This window comes from Roseinatronobacter thiooxidans (genome assembly GCF_001870675.1).
Classification (GTDB): domain Bacteria; phylum Pseudomonadota; class Alphaproteobacteria; order Rhodobacterales; family Rhodobacteraceae; genus Roseinatronobacter; species Roseinatronobacter thiooxidans.
Map to the genome: position 1 here is coordinate 1 of NZ_MEHT01000050.1, position 2,220 is coordinate 2,220.

The window sequence follows — 2,220 nt, forward strand, 5'->3', positions numbered from 1 at the left end:
GCCCATTCGCTGAAGCTCAGGTTGGTGGTGATGATGACGCTGGTGCGTTCGTAGAGCTTGCTCAGGAGGTGGAGTGAGGAGGATAAGCAAACAGTCCGGGGGACTGTTTGCCCGACGAACCAATGCCCCACCTGAAGCACTGAACGGCAGGTATCCCAGCTCGTCCAGGATCACCAAGTCGGTTTTCACCAGAGCCTCGGCGATCTTCCCGGCCTTGCCCTGGGCTTTTTCCTGTTCCAGGGCGTTGACCAGTTCGACCGTTGAGAAGAAACGCACGCGCTTGCGGTGATGCTCGATAGCCTGGATGCCGAGGGCTGTGGCAACATGGCTTTTCCCAGTGCCGGGCCCCCCGATCAGGACCACATTCTCAGCAGCATCCAGGAATTCACAGCGATGGAGCTGGCGGACCAGAGCTTCCCGCATTTCACTGGCCGCGAAGTCGAAGGCGGACAAATCCTTGTAGGCCGGGAAGCGGGCAGCCTTCATGTGATAAGCGATCGAGCGCACCTCGCGCTCGGCCATTTCGGCCTTGAGCAGTTGCGACAGGATCGGCATGGCAGTCTCGAAGGCGGGCGAACCTTGCTCATGCAAGTCCTGCACGGCCTGCGCCATGCCCGGCATCTTCAGGCTGCGCAACATGATGATCAGCGCAGCACCTGCAGGATCATGACGCATGACGGGTTCCTTTCTGGGTGCGCAGCCCATCATAGCGGGCGACATTGGCCTCGGGCTCCTTGTTCAGCGACAGGGCCGCCGGAGGGTTCACATCCGGCTGGTCGGTCGGTGTGCCATCGAGTAGCCGATGGAGCAGGTTAAGCACATGGGTCTTGGTGGGCACGCCCGCCTCCAGCGCCAATTCCACGGCGCACAGCACAGCCTGTTCGTCATGATGCAGCACCAGAGACAGAATATCGACCATCTCGCGGTCCCCGCCGGGCTGGCGCAGCATCTTCGCCTGTAACATCCGGAAGGGTTCGGGCATTTCCACGAAGGGCGCACCATTGCGCAGCGCCCCGGGCTTGCGCTGAACGACTGCCAGATAGTGGCGCCAATCATAGATGACGCGCCCCGGCTGGCGGTGCGACCGGTCGATGATGCGCTCATGCGTGCAAATCACGTGGCCCTCGGCCACAACCACCAGCCGCTCAGGGTAAATGCGCAGGCTCACCGGCCTGTTCGCAAAGCTGGCGGGCACGGAATAGCGGTTGCGGTCGAAAGTGATCAGGCAAGTGGGGAAGACACGCTTTCGCGCTTCGACAAACCCGTCAAACATCGTGGTCAGAGGCATCAGCCCGGGCTTCTCAGCCTCCCAGACATCGGCAATGCTGCCCTGCAATGTGCCATGGGGCGTCTCCGTCCAAAGTTGCTTGCAGCGCTCTTCCAGCCAGTCGTTGAGGGCGAGCCAAGGTTCGGGAAGACTGGAGCAACTTGCCATAGGCGATGACGGGCATCGCGCACGTTCTTCTCAACCTGACCCTGCGCCAGCGGGCTTGAACCGGTGGCGCCACACTGGCGCAGTCCCATCCTGCGGCCGGATTGCAGAACTCTGGATCGAAGACGTAGTGGCTAGTCATCGCCGTGAACCGTGCATTCACATCGCGCTGTTTGCCGACGCCCACCCGGTCAACGGCGGTCTTCATTTTGTCATAGATGCCCCGGCCCGGGATGCCTTCAAAAACGCGGAAGGCATGCCAATGAGCGTCGAACAGCATCTCATGCGTTTGCAGAAGATAGGCCCAAACCAAAAGGGCACGGCTGTGCGAGAGCTTGATATGCGCCACTTGCAGCTTGATCCGCTCGCCACCGACATAGGCCCAGTCCTCGCGCCAGTCGAACTGGAACGCCTCGCCTGGTGCGAACACCAGCGGCACGAAAGTTCCCCGATCCGTCGTGTGATACGCCCGCTGGCGTTCGCCTTTCCATTCCCGCACGAAGGCCGCAACACGCTCGTAGGAACCGTCATATCCCAGCTTCACCAGATCGGCGTGCATCAGTTTCGCCGTTCGGCGTTCCTTGCGTGACTTGCGCTGATCTGAAACCAGCCATCCTGTCAGCTGAGTGGCATATGGGTCGAGCTTACTAGGACGATCCGGCGTCTGAAACGCAGGCTCGACAATCCCCTCCCGCAGATACTTCTTGATCGTGTTACGCGATATGCCCGTGCGCCGCGCGATCTCGCGAATGGGCATCTTGTCTCGCAGCGCCCATGTCCTGATAACC

2 pseudogenes are annotated in these 2,220 nt (G+C 60.9%); both read right to left on the reverse strand.

Annotation, left to right across the window (positions count from 1 at the left end):
* Window positions 1-675: pseudogene (locus tag BG455_RS16775) on the reverse strand (ATP-binding protein); the annotation flags it as partial.
* Window positions 665-2,220: pseudogene (gene istA / locus BG455_RS16780) on the reverse strand (IS21 family transposase); the annotation flags it as partial. The pseudogenes BG455_RS16775 and istA, both read right to left, overlap by 11 nt.